The following is a 15,049-nucleotide window of genomic DNA, read 5'->3' as shown; positions in this document are numbered from 1 at the left end:
GACATCACCGGGCCGTTGCAACCGACAGCGTCTGGCTTTGACGCACTGCACGCCAACCCTGGCCGTCGGGCGTGCGGAGGTGATACGCAGCAGCCTTTTTTTCAGGAGAAGCCCATGCACCTGAGTGTTTCCGAGGAGATGGCCCAGCGTTTTCCCGAACTCCGCATCAGCTTCGTGGCGGTGCGGGGAATGGACAACACGGGCAACCCACCAGAAGGGCTGGAGGCTGAAATCCGTGCTGCTGAGTCGGATTTCCGCACCCGGATCCCCGACCTCGCAGCCCTGGCGGCGGACACGCGAATCCTCGCCTGGCAGGACGCCTACCAGCGCTTCGGCGTCAACCCGAAGAAGTTCCGCCCCAGCGCGGAAGCCCTGCTGCGACGCGTGGTGAATGGCCACCCGGTCCCGTGGATCAGCCGGGCCGTCAACGCCTACCTGCTGCAGGAGCTCTTCTTCCTGCTTCCCGTCGGCGGCTATGACCTTGGCCGCCTCCAGGGCGACCTGCGCCTGCGCCTGTCACCGGGCAACGAGTCCTTCACCGGCATTGGCAGCCCGGAGCCCGAAGCCACCAGCCCCGGCGAGGTCGTCTACGCGGACGACGCGCGCGTCCTCACCCGCCGGTGGAACTTCCGGGATTGTGACTTCGCGAAGGTGGAGACGACCTCGCGGGACATCATCCTGTTCGCGGAAGCGCCCTCCTCCGCGGTGAAGACGGAGGAGCTGCTGCGGCTGGTGGAGCAGATTGGCGAAAAGATCCGCCAGCACTGTGGAGGCGCCACCACCACCGGCCTGCTCGACCTCCAGCAGGGGCGCGAAGTCGAGCTGCCGACGAAGTGACGTCCGCGCTCCCTGGCCCCGCTCAGCCGCGCGGGGCCACGAGCAACAGCGCCAGGATTTCGCCGGCCACCGCGCGCTTGCTGCCCTCCAGCACGCGGTCCGGCCCGGTGCGGGCAATCACCGTCACCCGGTTCGTGTCCGTGCCGAACCCCGCCCCGGTCGCGGTGACGTCGTTGGCGACGATGGCGTCCAGGCCCTTGCGCTCCAGCTTCTCGCGCGCGTGCTCCACCACCCGCTCCGTCTCCGCCGCGAAGCCCACCAGCACCGGGCGCTTCGCCCTGCCCGCCACCTGGCGCGACGCCTCCAGCAACACGTCCGGCGTGCGCACCAACCGCAGGGACTCCGGGCTCTCGCCCTTCTTCACCTTCTGGGGGGCCCGCACCTCCGGACGCCAGTCGCTCACCGCCGCCGTGGCGATGAATGCATCCGCGGAGTCCACCCGCGACAACACCTCGCGCGCCATGTCCTCCGCGCTCACCACGTCCACCACCTCCAGGCCCGTGCGGTCCACCGGGCCCACCGGCCCCAGCACCACCGTCACCGTCGCGCCCAGCGCGCGCGCCTCGTGCGCCAGCGCCATGCCCATCTTCCCGGTGGACGGATTGGAGATGAACCGCACCGGATCCAGGAACTCGCGCGTGGGGCCCGCCGTCACCAGCACGTGCTGGCCTTGCAACGGCCCTCCGCCCAGCCGCGCCGCCACGGCGGACACGATGGCGCCCACGTCCGCCAGTCGCCCCGAGCCCACGTCGCCGCATGCCAGCATCCCCGCCCCCGGGCCCACGCCCGTGAAGCGCGCATCCGCCAGCAGCGACGCCACGTTCTCCTGCGTCCGGGCGTTCTCCCACATGGCCACGTTCATCGCGGGCGCCAGCACCACCGGCCCCTTGAAGGCGAGCAGCGACGTCGTCACCGCATCCCCACCGAGGCCCGCTCGGATCTTCGCCATCAGGTCCGCCGTCGCGGGCGCCACCACGAACGCATCGCCCCAGCGGGCGAGGTCCAGGTGGCCGAAGTTCCCCTCCTGCGCAGGGTCGAAGTAGTCCGTCAGCACCGGGTGCCCGCACAGCGCCTGGAAGGTGAGCGGGGTGACGAACTGGCGCGCGGCCTCCGTCATGGCCACCCGCACCTCCGCGCCCGCGCGCCCCAATTCCCGCACCAGCTCACAGGCCTTGTACGCCGCGATGCCGCCGCCCACGCCGACGATGACCCGGCGGCCCTTCAATGCCGATGCGTCCATGCGGCTTCATTACGCGCCAGGGCGCCCCGTCGCAACACGACTACCGCAGGGACACGTCGCCCTGCGAGGGCACGTCCACCGTGCGCACCAGGGGGCCCGCCCCGGGCATCTCCGAGTGGAAGAAGCCCCACACCAGCGTGTACCGGCCCGGCGACAGGCCCGGCACCACCACCCGCTCGCTCATCGGCTGGTAGATGAGCTGCGCGAAGCGCGAGCGCAACAGCTCCACGGGCGGGTTGCCCACCTGCCCTACCTCGCCCGGGACCACCCACAGCGCCTTGCCCCGCTCCGGCTGGAGCAGCACCGTCAGCGACGTCGTGCCCGGCACCGGCCCCAGGTCCAGCGTCATCTCCGTACCGGCCACCTGCACCACCACCGCCGGCTCGCCCGTGCCGCCGCGCCCGCTGCCCACCACGAAGCGGTAGCTGCCCGGCGACAGGTCCGTGCTGTAGCGGCCATCCGCGCCGGTGATCAGCGACACCGTCTCGCTGCGATCCGCGTTGAGCCCCTCCACCTGCGAGCCCGCCGCGGGACGTCCGTCCGCCAGGTACACCCGGCCCGTCAGGCGCGTCGCGGGCTTGAGTGTGAGCTGCACCGGCGTCGTGTTCCCGCGCGGCACCTCCTGCGTGCCACTCACCTTGCCCTTGCGCGCGGACACCGTGAAGCGCGGCACGAACGGGGGGCTCGCCAGCGTGAAGGCGCCGTCCGGCCCCGACAGCACCGATCCGTCACACACGTCGCACGTCACCACCGCGTCCGGCACCGCCCCACCCGACGCGTCCCGCACCATGCCGGACACCGACGGCGCCTTCGTCAACACCACGTCGCCCATGTCCGCCGTCTTCGACGGGCGGTCCACCACCTGGGGCTCGTAGCCCGGCGCGTCCACCGCGACGATGAGACGGTCTCCCGCCGTGGACAGCGGCAGTTCGAAGCGCCCGTCCGGGCTGTTCACGTCGTGATCATCCACCCGGAAGCGGCGCACCGGCTGGCCCGCGTCGTCCATCACGCGGCCCCGGAACGTCGTGCGCTTGCGCATCTTCACCTGCAGCGGGGGCCCGCCCGGCTTGCCCTGCGTCCGCTCCAGGGGCTCGTAGCCCGCGTGGCGCGCGTCCACCAGGTACGTGCGGTCCGGCCGCAGCGCGCGGAACTCGAAGTGCCCGCCCGAATCCGTCTGCACCGGCTCCGCCATGCGCGGCATGACATTCAGGTTCGCGCCCACCACCGGCTGGCCGTCCTCGTCCACCACGTCGCCTGTCAGGGCCGCGCCCGGCTCCAGCTCCACCGCCACCTGCTGCGTGGCTCCGTCCTGCACCGTCACGGTGGCCGGATCCGACGACAGGTACTCCGGGTGGGACGCGAACAGCTTGTACGTGCCCGGCGGCAGCCCGCGCATGGGCACCACGCCGTCCGGGCCGGAGGGCCGGTCGCTGCGGAAGAAGTTCTCCGGATCCGCCCACATCGCCACGTCCGCGCCCTCCACCCGCCGGCCACCGCTGGACACCGTCACGTCCGCGCCCGCCTTCGCCTCCAGCGACAGCGTCACGTCCGTCGCGGGCGCCGTCGCCTGCACGCTGCCGCCACCCCATTCGGAGTGGTGCGCGTGCAGCGTGTAGAGCCCCGGCATGGGCACCTGCGCGGCGAAGTGGCCGTCGTTGTCCGCGTTCGTCGTCTCCCCGGTGGGCTGCACCAGGATGGACACGTTCGACGCGGGCCGACCGTACTCGTCGATGACCTGCCCGGTGATCAGCGTGGCCTTCGCCAGCTCCAGCTCCAGCGCCGTCTCCCCCTGCGCCACCCGCGCGGGAAGCTGCGCCGTCTTGAAGCCCTCCGCCTGGCCCTCCAGCACGTACTCGCCCGGCGCCAGCGGCCCCAGCTCCGCGAGCGCCCCGGTGGGCACCGCGTCCCGGCGGATCAGATCGCCCGCCACCGTGCGCAGCAGCAGCTGCGGGTTCGGCACCGGCTGGCCCTCCTCGTCCACCACCGTGACGAGCAGCCGGCCCGCGGCCTCCAGCTCCAGCGTCACCTGCGTCACCCGCTTGGACAGCGTGAGCGTCTGGGGCGCGGACCCGAAGCCCGGCGCCTCCGCCGTCACCACCACCTCGTCCGGATACAGGCCGTTGAAGCGCACCGGCGCGCCCTGCGCTTCGGTGTGCGCCTCGCGCGTCAGGTGGTCGCCGCGCAGCCGCACCGTCGCCGCGGCGGGAGCGCCCTCGCGCGTGACGCGCACCTCCAGCGTGCGCGACGGCGTCAGCTTCAGCCGCAAGGGCTGCGAGTCGGCCTCCACCTGCTGCGCCACCGCGGGCTGGAAGCCCTCCGCGTCCGCGAGCACGTAGAAGGGCCCTTCACCCAGGCCCGTCAGCAGGAACGCGCCTCCCGCGCCCGCCACCACCTCGAAGGGCAGCGGCACCTTGCGCGACACCGCTCGCACGCGCGCCCCGGGCCTCGGCTGGCCGGAGTCATCCACCACCGTGCCGGAGATGCTCCGCAGGGCCGGCAGGTACAGGTCCACGGACTCGCCCGGCGCCGCCCGGTTCTTGAGCGCCACGCCCAGCCCGTCCGCGCGAGCCCAGACGGAGAAGGAAACGCCCACCAGGTGCTCGAAGCGGAACTTCCCCTGCCCGTCCGTGCGCACCGTGGCGCGCGGCGTGAGGAAGCCCTGCTGCTGCTCGAAGAAGGCCCGCGTGTGCAGCGCCGTCTCATGCGCGGTGCAGGCCAGCAGCGCCAGGCCACACTCGTCGCACCGCACGTCCGCCACCGTCCGCTCCGCCGACGCCGCGAGCGACACCTCCGCGTCCGCCACCGGCCGGCCACCGCCGTCCAGCACGCGCCCGGTGAGCGTCAGCCCCTCCTGTGCGCCCGACGACACCGCCACCGCGTTGAACGCGGGCAGCCCCTGGCGCATCGAACTGGCGGAGACGGGCGACCCGGGGCGCGCGGCGGGAGCCCCCCACCGGGGTCCCAACACCATGGCGGCGAGGGCCACCAGCACCGTGGCCACCCCGATGAAGACCCATTTGCGCATGCGTACGCGGCCAGGAACCTACCCCACGGCCGGCCCCCCAACGACGGTTTCCCCCGGGAAATTCCGGAGCGTCCTGTCCAGGACGTCCGGCGCCCCGGAAGCGTTCCCGCGTCAGTCCTCCGCGAAAGGCTGGATGGCCTGCGCCACGGCCAGCTCCTGCCGCGCTTCGCTCAGCTCGGAGTTGGTCGCCCGCAGGCGGTCGCTCAGCACCTGCACGAAGCTCCAGAGCATCTTCACCGCGAGGATGGCCTCGCGCTTCATCAGCCCCATCAGGTCCGAACGGGCAATCACCATCGTCCGCGTGGGCTCCGTCGCGCGCACCGTGGCGGACCGGGGCGCGTTGTCGATGAGGCCCATCTCTCCGAAGTGGCCTCCCGAGCGCAGCTCCGCGATCTCCACGCCGTTCTTCTCGATGGCCACCCGGCCCCGGATGACGACGAAGAGCTCCTCGCCCGGCTGCCCCTCCACGACGATCTCCCGACCCGCCGGGTAGGTCCGCGTCGTGGCGATGGACAGCACCGCCGTCTGCTCCTTGTACGTGAGGTGCCGGAAGAGCGGGATCTTCCGCAGCGCCTCCATGCGCGACTGCGCCTCGCTCGTCTCCTCGCTGGCCAGGGCCGCGCTGTCGCCGGCGACCTTCACCACCACCGCGGTGATGTTGTCCTTGCCACCGCGCTCGTTGGCCATCTCCACCAGCTTGCGCGGCATGTCGCCGGGCTGGAGGTTGGCCACCAGCGGGAGGAGCTCCTCATCCTCCATGTAGCCGTGCAGACCGTCCGAACAGAGCAGGAACACGTCGCCGGGCATCAGGTCCACGATGAGCGTGTCGACCTGGACCGACTCCTGGATGCCCACCGCGCGGGTGATCACGTTGCGGTACTGCGACGTGGCCGCCTGCTCCTTGGTGATGGTGCCGGCCTTCAACTGCGCGGCGACCAGCGTGTGGTCCTCGGTGAGCCGGTGGCACTGGCTGTGACGCACCAGGTACACGCGGCTGTCGCCCACGTGGCCGATGACGCCCTTGTTACCGCCCACCGCCAGGCACACGAACGTCGTGCCCATGCCGCGCTTGGAGGCGTCCGTCATCGCCGCGCGGTAGATGTCCGCGCACGCCCGCTGCACGGCCACCTCCACCAACGCCGCCGCCGCGGAACGGCTGTCCGCCGTGGGGTTGTTGGCCAGGTCCTTCAGCAGGTGCCGGTTGGCCGCGATGTGCTGCTTGACGACCTCCGTGGCCCGCGCGCTGGCGACCTCACCCGCGGCGTGTCCGCCCATGCCATCGGCGACCATGAACAGGCCGAGCGACGCGTCCACCATCATCGCGTCTTCGTTGTGCTGCCGTTTCCGGCCTACATCGGTCAGCCCGAAGGCTTCTGTGGTCAAGGCCACCGCGAACGCTCCCATCCGTGCCTAGAGGGTGACTTCGCACGTTACGCAGGCCGCCGAAGACGTGGCAAGGCTTCAGGACTGCAGCCGCTTCGCCAACAGCCGCGCGAAAGCCCCCGGCGTGTAGAAGCTGACCTCCACCTGACCGAAGCGCAGCCGCATCCCGTCCCCCACCGGCGTCGGTTTGCGCGCCAACAGCCGCTCCCCCATGACGTACGAGCCGTTCTTCGACCCCGCATCCGTCAGGAGAAAACCCGCTTCCCCCGCGTCCCGCGCAAACCACGCGTGAAATCGGGACACACTCCCGTCATCCAGCACGACGTCGTTGTTGCCGGTGCGCCCCACGGTGATGCCCCGGCCAAAGGCGTTGCCCGTCGACTTGAGCAGGGGAAAGACGACGGGTTCGTCCTGGCCGAGCGTCGGCGGCCCGGCGTTGGTCACCGTCCGCAGCGGGTAGTCCTCCAGCTCGGACGGGGTGACCGTGCCCAGGGCGGGCATGAAGAGCAGGAGGCCCGGGGGCAGGCCCCGCTCGAACTCATCGCGGTTGCGCAGGTAACGCGTGACGTGGGCGCTGAGAAGCTCGGCCATGAGGGGTTGGCGGCGCTCGGGCACCCGCACCGGGAGGCCGTTCCGCTCTCGTGCTTCCAGTGTACCGCGCCTTTACCGCCAATCCGCGAAAAATCCGAGGCTCACGCCACCCACGAAGTTACGGGCGAGACTGCGCTTCTTGAGGCCGAAGGGCTCGGAGTATCCCACGGCGAGCCCCACGCCCACGTCACTCAACTGGTAGCCAATCTGGACGCGGCCCTGGACGATGCCGGCGGTGCGCCGGTCCGGGGGCTGGGTGCCGAAGTGGGCGCCATAGAAGACGGGACCGCCCGACACCTGGAAGCCCCAGTGCGCCTGGCCCGGCAGGTGGTTGCGGTAGGCGACGCCGATTTGCGCGGTGTGCTCGTAGTAGGAGTTCACCGGAAGGATGTACCCCTCCACCGCCGTGTCGGGCAGGGACGCCGCCCAGCCCACCCCGCCCTCCAGGATGACGGCCCACGCGTCCTTGCGCTCCTGGAAGAAGGTGAACTGCCACTGCAGGTGCAGGTGCGGGATGACAGCGCCGTTGCTCAACTGCGTGCCCAGGTACACGCCCCGCGGCAGGTACGCCGGCGTGGGGGACTCGTGGTACAGCGCGTCCGGTTTGCGCGACTGCGCGTGCGCGGTGGAAGCCAGGGCAAGCGAAATAACCAGCAATACACGGACGTTGCGGAGCATGGGGTCTCTTTCCCCCATGGCAGCGCGCACTTGTCAACGAAGTGTTCCGTTCGCTATGACTCGCCGCACCCTCCGGACGGGTGAGGCGTCGGCCCCTGCCGGCGTTCGTCTCGGGAGAGGTCATTAGGAGCGGGACACCGCATGCCTGTCGTCACGGTCCGGGCCGGAAGCAAAACAGGTCCGGCGCAGCTCGACGCCCTGGTTCGCAAGGTCACCCAGAAGACCTCGGGGCTGCTGCAAGAGAATGACCGCGTGCTGGTCGTCTACCGCGAGGGGCACGCCAGCCTCTACTACGAGGGGGAGCCCCCTTCGCGCGTCGTCACGCCGCGCCCCGTCTGAAGTCCCGCGTCATTCGTCGGACTCCAACCTGCGGGCCCGCCGGAACAGCTCCGGGGGGTCGCGGTCCACGGCGGCGATGAGGCGCTGTCCCAGCAGCTCGTAGGTCTCCGTCTCGATGGGCCCCCGGCCTGGCGCTTCCAGGCCGTCGAAGTTGCCCACGCGGTAGCGCGCGGCGAAGACGAAGTGGAAGTCCGGTGGCGCGAACAGGTGCTCCGGGTCCCCCGCCGGGTGGACGTCCATGGCCCAGCGCGCTTCGAAGGGCGGGGGATGGATGCCCCGCTCCACCCACTCCATGTGCTCGCGCGTGTAGAGGCCGGTCCACTCCTGGAGCGTCGCGCCCACCTCGAAGGGGACGTGCGGGTGGAAGCGGTAGCAGGGGTGCTGCGGATCCAACGCGTAGAGCCAGCCCCCCGGGGGCGTGAGCTCGCGGAAGACCTTGAGCATCCGCTCCGACAGGTCGCGGTAGAGCAGCAGCCGGGCGTCGTGCTCCAGGCGGAAGAAGGCGTCGTCGACGACGAAGCGCACGCTGCCCTGTTCCGGTGAGGGCCACGGGTGATCCAATGCGTGGCGTTCGGCATCGCCCGCGAGCGGCAGCCAGGCTTCAGGTTCGGGTTCGGGTTCGGGTTCAGGTTTGAATTTGAGCACGGCGCCCCCCAGCGTCACAAAGTCCCGGATATCGCGCGCATCCCGGGTCTCGTGCAATCACCCGCCAGGACGGGCCGGAGCGTGTGCATGGCATCCGACGCCCACCGGGACGCGGGACGGAGATGGATGCCGGCGGCGCGGCGGAAGGTGTCGCGCGGTGGACGCCTGGGCCCGGTGCGCCCTGAGGTGTTCAACAATGAGAGGATGGCTCCTCCTCCGGAAGCGGTGGAGCGTAAGGCCTTCGCGGCGCCACGGCGAGTCTGGGAGGAAGGCTGACACATCATTGCACGCTCGCCTGCGTCAAGGCGGACAGGCATGGCAGCCTCTTCATGACGGGAGTCGAGCGATGACGTGGTGGATGTATGCCCTGCTGTCGGCGGTGTTCGCGGCATTGACCGCCGTACTCGCGAAGGTGGGCGTGGAAGGCGTTCCGTCCACGCTCGCCACCGCGCTGCGCACCGTGGTGGTGCTCGTCTTCGCCTGGAGCATCGTGCTGGCGCGTGGCGAACAACATGCCCTGCCCACGCTCAGCCGCAAGACGCTGCTGTTCCTCGCGCTGTCCGGCATCGCGACCGGCCTGTCGTGGCTGGCCTACTTCCGGGCGCTGCAGCTGGGCCCGGCTTCCCGCGTGGCGCCCATCGACAAGCTCAGCCTGGCCCTCACCGTGACGTTCGCGGTGCTCATCCTCAAGGAGCCCATGTCCTGGCGACTGGGGCTGGGCGTGGCCCTCATCGTCGCGGGCACGCTGCTGACACTCAAATGAGACATCTTCTCATCTGAAAACAGACATCGCTCCGCGCGGCTTCATCTTCAGACGGCCTCCCGCGAACGATGAACCCACACATACGCGGCGGGCAGCCCCAAGAGCACCAGCAGGGTGGAGAGGGCCAGGCCCCCCAGCACGGTGATTGCCAGCGGGCGTTGCAGCTCACCCCCCTCCCCCAGCCCGAGCGCGAGCGGCACGAGCCCCAGCAGGGTCGCCAGCGTCGTCATCAGGATGGGCCGCAGGCGCAAGGCCATGGCCCGGCTGATGGCCTCCGCCGGGCCCAATCCTTCCGCCCGGCCCGCCTCGGCCCGGTCGAGCAACAGGATGCCGTTCTTCACCACGAGGCCCACGAGCAGGATGCAGCCCATCAGCGAGGAGACGTTGAGCGGGGTGCCCGTGACGCGCAGACACGCGGTGCCCGCCGCCAGGGCCACCGGAACCGCGCCCAGGATGAGCAGCGGGAGCACGACGCCCCGGAAATGGAACGTCAGCACCAGGAAGACGCCCAGGGTGGCCAGCAGCAGCACGAGCACCATCGCCTGGAAGGACTCGCGCTGGCTTGTGTGTTGGCCCCCCAGTCGCAGCTCCACGCCGTCGGGAGGCCGCAGCTTCGCGAGCCGGGCCTCGACGTCCGCCGCCACGCCGCCCAGGTCCCTGCCCTCCAGTCGTCCCGTCACCGCGACCAGCGGACGCAGGTTGTCGGAGGCCAGCTCCGCCGGCTGGCACTCGCGGCGCAGGCGCGCCACCTGCGTCACCGGGACGGAAACCCCCGCGGCGCTCCGCAATCGCAGCCGTTCGAGCACCCCCGCGTCCAGGCGCTCCGCGTCGCGCAGCCGCACGCGCACGTCCACTGGCCGCCCCTCTCGGGGAATGGCCCCGACGACCTCCCCCAGCAGGGCGGTGCGCACCTGCGTCGCCACGTCCCGGGCCGTGAAGCCCCACCGCCCCGCCTCCACCAGGTCCACGTCCAGGTGGGTTTCGGGCGTGCAACCCGCGACGCCGTCGAACAGGTCCGCCAGCCCCGGAACGTCTTGCAGGGCCTCGGCCACGCTCGGGGCGTATTCCCGCAGCACCTGGACATCCTGCCCCAGCAGCTTCACCTCGATCGGGTCCGGCGCGCCCTCCAGGTCGGAGAGCACGTCCTGGAGCAGCTCGACGAACTCCAGCCGGACGCCGGGGAGCGCGGCTTCCGCGCGGGTGCGGGTCTCGTCGATGACCTCCGGTCCGGAGCGCGTGCGCCCGGGGGCGAGCGTCACCGTCACGTCGCCCCGGGAGGACTCCGTCGCCGCGGGAGGCCCCAGCTCCGCGCCCAGGCGACGACTGGTGCCCACGACGTCCGGAACCCCGGCGACCACCGCTTCCAACGCGCGCCCCAGCCGGTCCGCTTCCGCCACCGAAGTGCCGGTGGGCGCGAAGTAGTCCACCACGAAGGCGCCCTCGTCCAACTCCGGAAGAAAGCCGGTGCCCACCCCTGTTGCCAGGGCCGCCAGCACGGCGGTGAGGAGCCCCACGCCCAGGACGACGCTCCCGGGCCGCTGGCTCCACAGCCCACGCCAGCGCTCCGGCACTTCGGGCGCCGGGGCGTGGACGCCGGGGACGAGCAACGCCCCGCACAGCAGCGGGGTCAGCGTGAGGGCCAGCACCAGCGAGGCCAGCACGGCGGCGCAGAGCGTGAACGCGAGCGCGGAGAAGAACTGGCCCGACACGCCGGGCAACAGCGACAGCGGCGCGAAGACGACCACCGTGGTGAGCGTGGAGTTGGTGACGGGCCAGGCGATCTCCCCCAGCGCCTCCCCGGTCGCCGTCCAGCGCTCCATGCCTTCCGACACCCGGCGGTACACCGCCTCCACCACCACGACCGCGTCATCCACCACCAGGCCGATGGCGACCGCCAGTCCGCCCAGCGACATGAGGTTGAGCGTCCCGCCCGTGAGCCAGAGCGCGCCGAACGTCATCGCCAGCGCGGCCGGAAGCACCACCGACGCGGCGGCCATGGCCCTCCAGGAGCGCAGGAAGAGGCCCACCACCAGGAGCGTGAGCAGCCCGCCGAGGATGACCTCATCGCGCACGTGCGCCACCGAACGGGCGATGAGTCCCGCCTGATCGTACGAGGTCTCCACGACGATGCCTGGAGGCAGACGGGCCCGCACCCGCTCCAGCTCCGCCTCGATGTCCCGCGCCAGCGTCACCGCGTCCGCCCGCGGCCTGCGCCCGACGTTGACGAGCGCCGCGGGCCGGCCGTTCGCGTACGTGAGCGAGAGCCGGTCCGCGTGCCCCTCCTCGATGCGCGCCACATCCCCCAGGTGCACGGGCGCGTCGGGCGTGCCGCCCACCACCAGTCCAGCCAGCCGCTCCGGGGCCTCCACCGGGCCCTGCACCACCACCAGCGTCTGCTGGTAGTGCACGTCCACGCGGCCCGCGGCCTCCAGTTGGAGCGCGCTACCCACCGCCGCGCCGAGCGTGGACAGCTCCAGCTTCGCCTGCTCCAGGCGCTGCGCGTCGACGGCGATGATCAGCTCCCGCACGTCGCCACCGACCACGTCCACGCGACCCACGCCCGCGAGGCCCGCGAGCCGGGGCCGCAACACCTGGAGGGCGAAGTCGCGCAGCCGCGCCGGATCCGCCGTCCCCGTCACGGCCAGGGTCTGGATGGGAAAGGACGAAGGCGTGAGCCTTTCGGCGGTGAGCTGCGTCTGTGGCGGCAACCCCGACTGCACCTCCGCGAGCCGCGCGTTGACGAGCCCCAGGGCCTGGTCCATGTCGGCCTGCGTGTCGAACCAGAGGGAGACCTCGGAGGCGGCGCGGATCGTCCGGGAGCGCACCTGCCTCACCCCGATGACGGTGGACAGCGCCTCCTCCACCGGACGGGTCACCGCGACCTGCATCGACCGCGCGCTGGCGCCGCTGAGCGTCGCGGCGACGACGATGCGCGGAAACGACACCTCCGGGTAGAGCCCGGCGGCGAGCCGCGTCGCGCTGAACACCCCGGCCAGGGTCAGCGCCGCGATCAACGCCGACACCCCGGCGGCATTGCGCCGCAACATCGCCAGCCAGGTCACCGCACGACCTCCACCCCGGCATCGTCCGGCAACGAATAGCCCCCTTCCACGACGATGGTCGCACCCGCTTCGAGCGCCCCCTCGATGACAGCCTGGCCGTCCTGCTCCGACCTCACGCGCACCGGGACGGTGTGGACCCGCCCGTCCTCCACCCGCGCGACCGCGAGCCCTCCGTCCTCCAGGGGAAGCAACGCGGAGGAGGGAACGGTCAGCGTGCCGCCCCGCGCCGCCAGGAGGACGCGGGCCCGGGCGCTGGTGCCCAGGCGCAGCGCGCCTTCCGGGTTGGCGAAGCGCAGGCGGACCAGCACCCCACCGTTCTGCGCATCGACGGACGGAGAGACGGCGGCGAGCTCGCCCTCGTGGGTGCCCGGCGGACCGTCGACGGAGAGGACCGCGCGCTGACCGGCCTGGAGGGCGGCGGCGTCCTGCGCGGGCACGAACGCCCGCAGCTCCAGCGGATCCGGCGCGGAGACCTGGAGCACGGCGGGATTGGCCCCGTCCACCACCTCTCCCTGACGGAACCAGACCGCCGTGACGACCCCGTCGAAGGGCGCCTGGAGCGACGTGCGCCCCACCCCGCGCCGGGCCAGGTCCAGGGCGCTGCGGGCCCGCGCTTCAGTGGCCTGCGCGGCGGCCTCCGCGCTGCGGTCCTGTTCGGAGTCCTGCCGGGCCGCGACGCCGTGCGAGACCAGGACGTCCGTGCGGGCGCGCTTCTCACGCGCGGCCTCCACCGCCGCCGTGGCTTCGCGCAGCGTGGCTTCCGCCTGCTGGAGTTCGGCGGTCGCGGGGCCGGTGTCCACCTGGGCCAGCACCTCGCCCGCGCGCACGCGGTCCCCCTCCGCCACCCGCAGCAGCGTCAGCCGGCCGGGAACGAGGGGCGAGAGCCGGACCTCCCGCCCCGGAGGCGCCGCCAGCAGGCCGGTGAGCGACAGCCCCCCTTGCGCCGTCCCCGGAGCGACGACGGCCACGCGGACGCGCGGCGGGGGCGCGGCGGCCCGCTCGGACGGCGTGCGCTGACAGGCCGTCACGGAGGCGAGGAGCGACGCCAGCCATGCGACTCTAGGATTCATCGAGGGGGACTCCGGCGGCGAGTTCGAGATCGGCGAAGGCGACCTGCGCGGCGAAGGCGGCCTCGATGGCGCGGGTGCGCGTGTCCGAAGCCACCTGGAGCGCGGCGTTGAGCGCCACCCGGGGACTGCGGCCCGCGCGATAGCCCTCCAGGGCCATCCGCTCCGTCCTCTCCACGTCCGGAAGGATCTCCGCCACGTAGCGCCGCCACCCCGCGAGCGCCGCGGCCAGCCGCGCGTGGGCGGCGACGAGCTCCGACTGTCGGGACAGGAGGGCCTCGTTCTCGCGGGCGCGGGCCAGCTCCAGGTTGGCGCCCGCGCGCACCGTCTCGCCCCTTCCCAGGCCGGGCAGGGACAGCTCCAGGCCGAGTGCACCGCGAAGAAAGGCACTGCGTCCGCCGGGGCCATCCGCTTCCACGGCGACGCCCACCGTGGGCACCGGCCAACGCTCCCGCCGGGTCGCGCGCAGGGTGGCCTCAGCCGCCGCCACGTCCGCCTGCCGGGCCGCCGCGACGGGCGAACCGGTGGCGCGCGCCAGCACGGCGTCCAGCGACGGCAGCTCGGGCGGGGCCACGTCCAGCGGCGACAGCGTCTCCGTGGGAGCGCGTCCCAGCAGCAGCGCCAGCGCCGCGGAGGCCGCGGTGACATCGCCCTGGCAGGTCAGCACCTGGACGTCCGCGGAGGCCCGCGCGATGCGCGCCTGGAGGAGATCCAGCTCGGGCGCGGCCCCCGTTGCGAAGAGCAGCGTCGCGGCGGACTCCGACTCCCGGGCCAGCATCAAAGCACGCTGGGAGGAGTCCACGAGCCGCCGGGACCGGACGAGGGTGAAGTAGGCCCGTCGTGCCTCCGCGCGGACGCTCGCCTCGCTCGCACGGCGCTCTTCGCTCGCGCCCCGCAGCGCCAGCTCCGCGGCGTCGATCCGGGCCGCGCGCGCCCCCGGAAAGGGCAGCCGCTGGGTGAGCCCCACCGTCCAGCGCGGGTCGTTGCCTCCACCGCCCAGGGACAGGGTCAGGGGCGCGAAGGTCCGCGCGAGGGCCACCTCGCCGCGCGCCACGCCTTCCTGCGCCCGGGCCGGGGCGAGCGTGGGCGCACGGTCACGGGCTTCTTCGAGCGCCGCATGCAACGTGAGGGACGACGCCGTCGGCGCGACTCCAAACAGCCACAGCAGCAGGGGGACGGAACGGAAGGACATACCTCGCTCGAGCGTGCGGGACGAAATGCCTCTCCTACCCCTGTGTCACGCATGCAGGCATCCGGCCGCGCCCACCACCGCGGCCACCGGACACCCGCCGCCTCGTGAGGGGACCATGTGTTGAGTCCCTCGCACCGCTCTGCGGCGCGGGGGTGAAGCCATCCTGCGTCATGTCCCGCGTGATGGCTCACACCTGAGCAAGGCCACTTCCGAGCCCGAACAGGAGA

The 15,049-nt window shown here is 72.2% G+C and carries 12 protein-coding genes; 3 read left to right on the top strand and 9 right to left on the bottom strand.

The features are described from left to right. Positions 1 to 114 precede the first annotated feature (114 nt). Positions 115 to 837 (top strand): B3/4 domain-containing protein, encoded by a 723-nt coding sequence (locus OV208_RS13180; RefSeq protein WP_267574178.1) that lies wholly within the window; start codon positions 115 to 117, stop codon positions 835 to 837. A gap of 22 nt (positions 838 to 859) precedes the next feature. Here the strand turns inward: OV208_RS13180 and coaBC are convergent, their stop codons facing one another. The 5 genes from coaBC to OV208_RS13155 all read right to left on the bottom strand — a co-directional run bounded on the left by coaBC (position 860) and on the right by OV208_RS13155 (position 7,754). After that, the gene (gene coaBC / locus OV208_RS13175; RefSeq protein WP_267574177.1) at positions 860 to 2,077 is read right to left on the bottom strand and encodes a bifunctional phosphopantothenoylcysteine decarboxylase/phosphopantothenate--cysteine ligase CoaBC; all 1,218 of its coding nucleotides are present in this window, start codon (positions 2,075 to 2,077) and stop codon (positions 860 to 862) included. Between the two features lie 40 nt (positions 2,078 to 2,117). Further along, a complete protein-coding gene (locus OV208_RS13170) occupies positions 2,118 to 5,102 on the bottom strand; it encodes a carboxypeptidase regulatory-like domain-containing protein (RefSeq protein WP_267574176.1) in 2,985 nt (994 codons plus the stop codon). A gap of 111 nt (positions 5,103 to 5,213) precedes the next feature. Beyond that, on the bottom strand, positions 5,214 to 6,506 hold the full coding sequence (locus OV208_RS13165) for a Stp1/IreP family PP2C-type Ser/Thr phosphatase (RefSeq protein ID WP_267574175.1): 1,293 nt from the start codon (positions 6,504 to 6,506) through the stop codon (positions 5,214 to 5,216). 57 nt (positions 6,507 to 6,563) lie between these two features. Then, positions 6,564 to 7,076 carry an FHA domain-containing protein gene (locus OV208_RS13160; protein ID WP_120544788.1) on the bottom strand — a complete coding sequence of 171 codons (513 nt, stop codon included), beginning with the start codon at positions 7,074 to 7,076 and terminating at the stop codon, positions 6,564 to 6,566. A gap of 72 nt (positions 7,077 to 7,148) precedes the next feature. Then, entirely contained in the window at positions 7,149 to 7,754 is a 606-nt protein-coding gene (locus tag OV208_RS13155; protein WP_267574174.1) for a hypothetical protein, read from the bottom strand. A 141-nt stretch (positions 7,755 to 7,895) separates the two neighbouring features. Here OV208_RS13155 and OV208_RS13150 point away from each other — a divergent pair, with 141 nt between their 5' ends. Beyond that, positions 7,896 to 8,093: a hypothetical protein gene (locus OV208_RS13150; RefSeq protein WP_267574173.1), complete on the top strand. Its 198-nt coding sequence runs from the start codon at positions 7,896 to 7,898 to the stop codon at positions 8,091 to 8,093. Positions 8,094 to 8,102: 9 nt separating this feature from the next. On the opposite strand, the gene OV208_RS13145 is transcribed toward OV208_RS13150, so the two are convergent. Then, positions 8,103 to 8,738: a DUF2716 domain-containing protein gene (locus tag OV208_RS13145; RefSeq protein ID WP_267574172.1), complete on the bottom strand. Its 636-nt coding sequence runs from the start codon at positions 8,736 to 8,738 to the stop codon at positions 8,103 to 8,105. A 346-nt stretch (positions 8,739 to 9,084) separates the two neighbouring features. Here OV208_RS13145 and OV208_RS13140 point away from each other — a divergent pair, with 346 nt between their 5' ends. Next, positions 9,085 to 9,501, top strand: coding sequence for an EamA family transporter (locus tag OV208_RS13140; RefSeq protein WP_267574171.1), 417 nt, complete (start codon positions 9,085 to 9,087; stop codon positions 9,499 to 9,501). A 47-nt stretch (positions 9,502 to 9,548) separates the two neighbouring features. Here the strand turns inward: OV208_RS13140 and OV208_RS13135 are convergent, their stop codons facing one another. The 3 genes from OV208_RS13135 to OV208_RS13125 are packed head-to-tail and all read right to left on the bottom strand — an operon-like array spanning position 9,549 to position 14,822. Beyond that, on the bottom strand, positions 9,549 to 12,563 hold the full coding sequence (locus tag OV208_RS13135; RefSeq protein WP_267574170.1) for an efflux RND transporter permease subunit: 3,015 nt from the start codon (positions 12,561 to 12,563) through the stop codon (positions 9,549 to 9,551). Continuing rightward, complete coding sequence (locus tag OV208_RS13130) at positions 12,560 to 13,633, bottom strand: efflux RND transporter periplasmic adaptor subunit (RefSeq protein WP_267574169.1); 1,074 nt, start codon at positions 13,631 to 13,633, stop codon at positions 12,560 to 12,562. The genes OV208_RS13135 and OV208_RS13130 overlap by 4 nt, the downstream gene beginning before the upstream one ends. Continuing rightward, positions 13,623 to 14,822 (bottom strand): TolC family protein, encoded by a 1,200-nt coding sequence (locus OV208_RS13125; protein ID WP_267574168.1) that lies wholly within the window; start codon positions 14,820 to 14,822, stop codon positions 13,623 to 13,625. The genes OV208_RS13130 and OV208_RS13125 overlap by 11 nt, the downstream gene beginning before the upstream one ends. Positions 14,823 to 15,049 lie beyond the last annotated feature (227 nt).

The organism is Corallococcus sp. bb12-1 (assembly GCF_026626765.1).
Lineage (GTDB): Bacteria > Myxococcota > Myxococcia > Myxococcales > Myxococcaceae > Corallococcus > Corallococcus terminator.
Note: the sequence above shows the minus strand (reverse complement) of the source record. Positions and strands in the feature narration are given on the sequence as shown.

Bases quoted from the DNA above. Each gene is read 5' to 3' on its own strand.
- OV208_RS13180 (WP_267574178.1), top strand. From the start codon at position 115: ATGCACCTGAGTGTTTCCGAGGAGATGGCCCAGCGTTTTCCCGAACTC.
- coaBC (WP_267574177.1), bottom strand. From the start codon at position 2,077: ATGGACGCATCGGCATTGAAGGGCCGCCGGGTCATCGTCGGCGTGGGC.
- OV208_RS13170 (WP_267574176.1), bottom strand. From the start codon at position 5,102: ATGCGCAAATGGGTCTTCATCGGGGTGGCCACGGTGCTGGTGGCCCTC.
- OV208_RS13165 (WP_267574175.1), bottom strand. From the start codon at position 6,506: ATGGGAGCGTTCGCGGTGGCCTTGACCACAGAAGCCTTCGGGCTGACC.
- OV208_RS13160 (WP_120544788.1), bottom strand. From the start codon at position 7,076: ATGGCCGAGCTTCTCAGCGCCCACGTCACGCGTTACCTGCGCAACCGC.
- OV208_RS13155 (WP_267574174.1), bottom strand. From the start codon at position 7,754: ATGCTCCGCAACGTCCGTGTATTGCTGGTTATTTCGCTTGCCCTGGCT.
- OV208_RS13150 (WP_267574173.1), top strand. From the start codon at position 7,896: ATGCCTGTCGTCACGGTCCGGGCCGGAAGCAAAACAGGTCCGGCGCAG.
- OV208_RS13140 (WP_267574171.1), top strand. From the start codon at position 9,085: ATGACGTGGTGGATGTATGCCCTGCTGTCGGCGGTGTTCGCGGCATTG.
- OV208_RS13130 (WP_267574169.1), bottom strand. From the start codon at position 13,633: ATGAATCCTAGAGTCGCATGGCTGGCGTCGCTCCTCGCCTCCGTGACG.
- OV208_RS13125 (WP_267574168.1), bottom strand. From the start codon at position 14,822: ATGTCCTTCCGTTCCGTCCCCCTGCTGCTGTGGCTGTTTGGAGTCGCG.